Source organism: Arthrobacter sp., assembly GCF_031179985.1.
GTDB lineage: Bacteria > Actinomycetota > Actinomycetes > Actinomycetales > Micrococcaceae > Arthrobacter.
The window spans coordinates 1-6,349 of the sequence record NZ_JAPSHJ010000090.1 but is presented as its reverse complement, the minus strand read 5'-3'; the positions used below and the strand labels follow the sequence as shown (position 1 = coordinate 6,349).

At 63.4% G+C, this 6,349-nt stretch carries 7 protein-coding genes and 2 tRNA genes; 3 read left to right on the top strand and 6 right to left on the bottom strand.

Annotated elements, in window-relative coordinates; all coding sequences use genetic code 11:
• Positions 1-40: 40 nt before the first annotated feature.
• From RIN13_RS19925 to RIN13_RS19905, 5 genes are all read right to left on the bottom strand, one after another.
• Positions 41-114, bottom strand: a tRNA-Ile gene (locus RIN13_RS19925).
• Positions 115-222: 108 nt separating this feature from the next.
• Entirely contained in the window at positions 223-1,419 is a 1,197-nt protein-coding gene (locus RIN13_RS19920) for a glycosyltransferase (RefSeq protein WP_309109049.1), read from the bottom strand.
• Positions 1,420-1,532: 113 nt separating this feature from the next.
• On the bottom strand, positions 1,533-2,441 hold the full coding sequence (locus tag RIN13_RS19915) for a DMT family transporter (RefSeq protein ID WP_309109048.1): 909 nt from the start codon (positions 2,439-2,441) through the stop codon (positions 1,533-1,535).
• Complete coding sequence (locus tag RIN13_RS19910) at positions 2,441-3,061, bottom strand: CDP-alcohol phosphatidyltransferase family protein (RefSeq protein WP_309109047.1); 621 nt, start codon at positions 3,059-3,061, stop codon at positions 2,441-2,443. Before RIN13_RS19910 ends, RIN13_RS19915 begins: the two co-directional genes overlap by 1 nt.
• Positions 3,062-3,116: 55 nt before the next feature.
• The gene (locus RIN13_RS19905; RefSeq protein ID WP_309109046.1) at positions 3,117-4,076 is read right to left on the bottom strand and encodes a phage holin family protein; all 960 of its coding nucleotides are present in this window, start codon (positions 4,074-4,076) and stop codon (positions 3,117-3,119) included.
• 183 nt (positions 4,077-4,259) lie between these two features.
• On the opposite strand from RIN13_RS19905, the gene RIN13_RS19900 reads away from it, so the two are divergent.
• The 3 genes from RIN13_RS19900 (at position 4,260) to RIN13_RS19890 (ending at position 6,169) form a co-directional block, all read left to right on the top strand.
• On the top strand, positions 4,260-5,480 hold the full coding sequence (locus tag RIN13_RS19900) for a multidrug effflux MFS transporter (RefSeq protein ID WP_309109045.1): 1,221 nt from the start codon (positions 4,260-4,262) through the stop codon (positions 5,478-5,480).
• A gap of 38 nt (positions 5,481-5,518) precedes the next feature.
• Positions 5,519-5,698, top strand: coding sequence for a hypothetical protein (locus RIN13_RS19895; RefSeq protein ID WP_309109044.1), 180 nt, complete (start codon positions 5,519-5,521; stop codon positions 5,696-5,698).
• Positions 5,699-5,761: 63 nt separating this feature from the next.
• The gene (locus tag RIN13_RS19890; protein ID WP_309109043.1) at positions 5,762-6,169 is read left to right on the top strand and encodes a hypothetical protein; all 408 of its coding nucleotides are present in this window, start codon (positions 5,762-5,764) and stop codon (positions 6,167-6,169) included.
• Positions 6,170-6,264: 95 nt separating this feature from the next.
• Here the strand turns inward: RIN13_RS19890 and RIN13_RS19885 are convergent.
• A tRNA-Asn gene (locus RIN13_RS19885) sits at positions 6,265-6,337 on the bottom strand.
• Between the last annotated feature and the right edge of the window lie 12 nt (positions 6,338-6,349).

Here is a 6,349-nt window from a genome sequence, read left to right as displayed (position 1 = left end):
GCCGACGTTGAACGTCGGCCGCGGCTCTTTGCAGAACAGGTAGGGCTACTCGGACTTGAACCGAGGACCTTAGGATTATGAGTCCCGCGCTCTAACCAGCTGAGCTATAGCCCCATGTACCTGAAGTACCTCCCAGATTCCGGGCACCCGGGTGACCGGGCCCGTGATCTGCGGGGCAAAAACACTCTAGCAAACTGGCGGACGGGTTTAGACCAGGCGCTCCTAGACGACCTTGTCGTCATAGCTTGCGCCACGGTAGAGGTCTTCGAAGGTCTGCAGGGTGCCCTGGATGCTGTGCGGCTCCACCATCCAGCGGCTCGCTTCGCCCATCGCCTTGCGCTTCTCCGACGGCAGCCGCAGAATGCGCGTGAGTTTCTCCGCAAGGTCTGCGCTGTCATTCGGAGTGAAGAGGTAGCCGTTCTCGCCGTCGCGCACCAGGTGTGGCAGGGCCATTGCGTCGGCCAGCAAAACTGGAGTGGACGCGGACATCGCCTCAAGGGTCACCAGGGACTGCAGCTCGGCAGTCCCCGGCATGCAGAAGATGTCCGCCCTGATGTAGGCCTGGCGAAGATCCTCATCGCTGGCAAGGCCCAGGAACTTAACCCTGTCCTGCAGACCCAGCCGCTCCACCAGCGATTCCAGGGCAGGACGCACTTCGCCTCCGCCGACGATCTCCAGGTGGACGTTCAGGTCTGCGGGGACTGCAGCCACTGCCTTGATCAGCACGTCAACGTGCTTTTCCTCTGCCAGGCGTCCAGCAAAGAGGACGGTCGGGTTGGCGTGGGGCTCGATCACCTCGCCCGGCTTGATTTCATAGGCAGTGGAGTCTATGCCGTTGGAAAGCGGCAGGACCTTCCGCAGGAAGGCGTGCTGGTGCATGGCCCTGGCAGCCAGCGGCGTAGGCGTCGTCACGACGTCGGCCTTGCCCATCACCTTGCCCATGTCCTTCCAGGAGATTTTCCCGATGATGTCCTTGAACCATTGGGGAAAGGGCAGGAACGGATTGAGGTTCTCGGGCATGAAGTGGTTTGTGGCGATCACGCGGATGCCGCGCTTCACTGCTTCGTACAGCACGTGCTCGCCGATCATGTAGTGGCTCTGGATGTGGACGACATCCGGCTGCACCTTGTCGAAAAGGAGACTGATCTCCTTCTTGATCTCCCAGGGAAAGCAGATCCGGAAATACTCGTGCGTGAAGGCGCTGTGGGAGCGAAGGCGGTGGACCGTGGCTTCCTTGCGGAACTCCGTGAAGCTCTTGCCTTTGTCCTGGCGGCACGCCAGGACGTGGACGTTATGTCCGCGGCCCGTCATGCCTTTCGCCAGCCGGTAGCCGAACTGGGCTGCTCCGTTGACGTGGGGCGGGTAGGTGTCGGCCGCAATCAGGATAGTCAGTGGGCGCTGGGCATCGGGCATTGTCACGTGGAAAGCTCCTGGTGGTCACGGCGCGGTCAGCTGCGGCTGTCCACGCCGGCTGGCACTGGCACATATAGCGCTGGCACACGTTCGCGCCTGGCCCGCTGTCGAAAAGTCGGCTAGTGGGGTGCCCTGCCCGCGACCTTCCGAGCGTCCTTCTTCCGCTTGGTGACTTCGGGATGATGCCGGGAGAGGGCTATTACCCCCACGATAGCAAGCGATGCAGCCGTACCCATGGCAATAGCCATCACGGCGTGGACGTCAGGCCGCAACTCCCCGAGGATGGTGATGCCGATCGCGATGCCCACGATGGGGTCGATGACAGTCAGCCCCGCAATGACGAGGTCCGGTGGTCCGGTGGAGTAGGCACTCTGCACAAACCAGGAGCCCAGCCCTCCGGCCGCCGCGATCGCAACCAACGAATACCAGGGCACGTTCAGCAGGGCCTGCCCGTTTGGGTCGAGCAGGTGCTTGCCGATGATCCGGGTCAGCACCGCCACGAAGCCGAACAGAACGCCCGCGCCAAGAATATAGACAAAGGCGCTCATGCGGTGCTTGAACATTGCTGCCAAAGTGCCAAAGAGGGCCACAGCCAAAGCGAGCAGCAGCACGATGGTGAGTTCGTCGTCGGAATTTACGTGGTGGTTTTCCTGCGTGACGAAGACGGCAAGCAGGACGAACAGGGCGGAACCGGTCACGCAGGCAGAGATGGCGACCACCGTGGCCCGGTTGATACTCAGGCCCTGGTCCTTGGCGTTGACCACGGTGGTGATGACGAGCGCGATGGCCCCGATCGGCTGCACCACGGTCAGCGGCGCGGAGACCAAAGCGACGGCATTCAGGCCCATACCCATACAGAGCAACAGGAGCCCGAAAACCCAACGGGGGTTCCGCAGCAGGCGCAGAAAACCGTTGGAGCTGAGCGCCAGTCCGCCGGTATCGGCCTTCACGGCACTGCCTTGGCGCTGCGCACCGAAGGCAAGGCAAAACGCTCCCAGTACAGCTAGGAATACTGCCAGCCACACCATCAGCTGCCACCACCGTTGTCAGCCAGCATTCTGCCTTTGCGCCGGATGGCCCAGAAGTATTTGTAGGCGGCCACCCAGTGCCCCACCAGTCCGAGGCCGAGCACAATCCATGCCGCAATGAACCAGGCCCCGGCGGACGGGGTATCCAGCTTCGACAGCAACAGCAGCGGGGTGCCCAGCAGCAGCAGGCCCGTGCGCGTCTTCCCGATCAGGCTGACGGGAAGATCCGGGTGGCTGTGGAAGTAGAACAGCGACATGGAGAGCAGCACGGCATCCGGGATGACGAGCGCGGCGAGGTACCACCAGTGGACTACACCAGCAATCACCAGTGTCACGGCTACGGCGATCAGCGCCAGCCTGTCCGCGATGGGATCCAGGATCCGCCCGAGCTTGGAGGCCTGGTTGAAGCGTCGGGCGATGTAGCCGTCCACCCAGTCCGTGCTCCCCATGATCGCGAGCACCAGCACGGCAAAGCCGTACTCACGCTGGGCCAGCACAAGCCAGATGAACAGCGGCACGCCCATGAAGCGCAGAACCGTGAGCAGATTGGGGACAGTGAAGACCAGATCGCGGTCGACGCCCGGCTGGCCGGGACGGGAACCAGCGCCGATGAACCTCATCCGGTCCCCCTCTCTGTGGCCGGGGGCGTCTTCCTGACTGAGTTCAGGGCAACGCTCAGCTCTTGAACAGTTTTCGCAGCAGGGTAAGCATGACGGCAGTGGACGCGACGAATGCCACGAGGGGCTTCCACCGGGATTCCAGCTTTTCGGGCATGGAACGTACCACGCTGCCTGCGGAGGATCGCCCGGACACGGACAATCCCGTGGTGGATCCAAAGGTGGACGATGCCGTGGCGGAAGACCCGGACTCGGAGGACCTGACGGCTACGCGGGCAGCGAATCTTTCGCCCGCGCGCTCCCTGCTGTCCTTGAACTTGTCCTTGCCCTCATCCAGCCGGTGCCTGGCCACGCCGAGCAGGGCCTGGGCCTGGGCCTTGACATCGAGTTCTTCGCCGAGGTCATCGCGGACGGTGGTCAGGTGCTCGCGCCGCTGCTTCAGGCGGCGGTGGACCTCGGGCTCGGAAACGGCTGGAACTTCGACATGCTCTGCGGCCGCTTTGGCTTCCTTCTCGGCCTTGGCCTGGGCCTTGGCAGCAGCCTTGGCTTCCTTGGCCGCCTTCGCCTGGGGCGAATTGGGGTCCAGGACCGCAGCATCAAAGTCCGAGCCTTCTTTTGCGACACCAAGATCGTGCTTGAGGCCCCGGACGGTCTCCGCTGGGATCAGGGGCATGGCCTTCTTGAACTTCCGGAGGCCGACGAGCCCGCCGATCAGGGCAATCAGCAGGAAAACTGCACACACGAGGAGTGCTGCGAGCCAGGCCGGCATGATGGTGGCGAGCCCCATGATGGCCGCGACGATCAGCCCGGTCAGCAGGAAAGCCAGGAAGACAGCGGCGACTCCGAAGAAGGCTCCGGCCACGCCCAACTGCTTGCCCTTGCGCTTGACCTCGAACTTGGCCATGGCGATCTCGTCGTTGAGTTGGCGCGGCACCAGTTGGAAGATGAGCCTCGCCGTTTTCGGCAGCGTGGTGATACGCAACCCCTTGTTGGCCCGCCCGCTGTGACGCCCGCTCATAGGTCCCGCCTAACTGGTTCCATAGTCGATTTTTTTCTCGGCTTTGCGGGGACCGCATATGGCTCAGCATGCCCCCGCTGACAAAACTATCACTCAGGGTCAGCCGCAACTTCTGTACTAACTTTCCGGCGTGGCCTCCGGCCCCTGTAAAAGTATGATCTTTGCGCCCTAGGATGGTTGCCTGTGACCACCATTCATCCGGGTGATGCCCTGAGCCGACGCCAGAAATTCCTCTACATCCTTCTCCTTGGCGCCCTTACGGCTCTGGGACCGTTTACGGTGGACCTCTACCTACCGGCCTTCCCCGCCCTGGAGACGAGCTTGAATGTGTCAGAGGCTGCGGTCCAGCTCACCCTGACGGGCACCACGGTGGGCTTCGCCCTGGGGCAGCTGGTGGTGGGCCCCTTCAGCGACAAGTTCGGCCGGCGGACGCCCCTCATCCTGGCCACGGCAGTGCATATCGCTTCCTCGCTGGGGGCCTCGCTTTCGACAGACATCGGGACACTCGGCCTGTTCCGCGTCCTGATGGGAATCGGCGCCGCAGGCGGAGGGGTTGTGGCGATGGCCATGGTCCGCGATCTTTTCAGCGGCTACGCCATGGTGCGAATGTTCTCCCGCATGGCGCTGGTCAACGGACTGGCTCCGATCCTGGCCCCCGTGATCGGATCGCAGCTGCTCCTGGTGATGGAGTGGCCGGGCATCTTCGTGTTCCTCGCCTGCTACGGCGCGACCGTGATCACCGCAGCGATATTCCTGGTGCGGGAAACGCTGCCGCGCGAGCTCCGGGGGAAGTCCGGCCTGACTGCCCGCCAGAGGTACCGGGCGCTTTTCTCTGACCGGATTTTCGTCGGACTGCTGCTGGTGGGCGGCATGAACTTCGGAGGGCTGTTCACCTACCTCTCCGCTTCCCCCTTCCTGTTCCAGGACATCTTCGGTTTCACCCCGCAGGAGTACGGCCTGCTGTTCGGCGTCAATTCCCTGGGTATCGTGGCCGGCGTCCAGACCAGCTCGCGGCTGATTAAGCTCGTGCCGCCGCAGTGGATCCTGGCCGCTTCCACCGCGTGGATGTTCCTGATGGCCCTCCTGATCGTGCTCTTTGACCAGTTGGGGTTCGGGCTCTGGGGCGTCCTGGTCCCGCTGTGGTTCTACATCCTCGGCACGGGCTTCACGTTCCCGTGCGTGCAGGTCCTGGCGCTGGCCAAGCATGGCGCCCAGGCCGGCACTGCAGCCTCCCTGCTGGGCGCCTCCACCTTCCTGATGGCCGGCATCATCTCACCCGTGGTGGGCTGGGTTGGCGGCAGTTCAGCTACGCCTATGGGCGCTGTCCAGGCCTGCTGCATCTTCCTCGCAGCAACGGCGCTGTGGGTGATAGTCCGCCCAAGGACCGTGCCATCCATTCACTAGTGGCAACCCCCTCACCAGTAGCAGCGTAGGCTGGCCCGATGACGCGCAAGCCGCACCGCAACGGACGCGGACTCTTCCTTGGCGCCGTCCTTGGCGCCATCGCAGGTTTCTTTTTCGGCCGGGCAATGGGCAATGCAGCCCTCGGGGTCATCCTCGGAGCCGTGGCCGGTTCCGCGCTGCTCTACAGGGTCAACCCGGGGCCTTGGAATCGGGACTGAACGCAACCGGAACCGAGGCGGCCACTCTATTCCAGGCAGCCCGCCGAGCGATAAAGTTGGTATGTGCCCCACTGGCAGGATCCTCCTCCACCTCCGGCCACGTGGCAGCGGTGCGACACCGGCATTCTGCCGTTGTGGTGGGACCGGCTGTGCACACAGACCAGTGCGCAGTCGGCAGCTCTCTATGCGGCGGGACTTTTCACTGAAGACCGGCGGCGTCCAATAGCGCAGTGGTACAACCCGGCGGCCAACGCCGCCCTTCTGGTGGCCCCGGAGACCTCTCCGGAATGGCCTGTACAGCGCTTCGGAATCTTCTATGCTCCGCCTGACGGGGGCTTCACCCGTGTTCATTCATCACCGCATGAGTGGCACCCGCGCCAGCCCCGTACGTCGCCCACCGAGGGCGAAGCTTTCGCTGCAGCCGTGGCCGAGGCCGAGCGTTTCCTCGAAGTGGAAATGAACTTCGTCTGAGCCGGCAGCGCATCGCGGAGAGCAGCACCCGTACATAACCAGTGCCATACAAAAAGGTCCCGCAGCCGGCGTTTGCCGGCTGCGGGACCTGTGCGCTCCTCCTGCTGGACTTGAACCAGCAACCCTTCGATTAACAGTCGAATGCTCTGCCAATTGAGCTAAGGAGGAATGAAGCAGGTA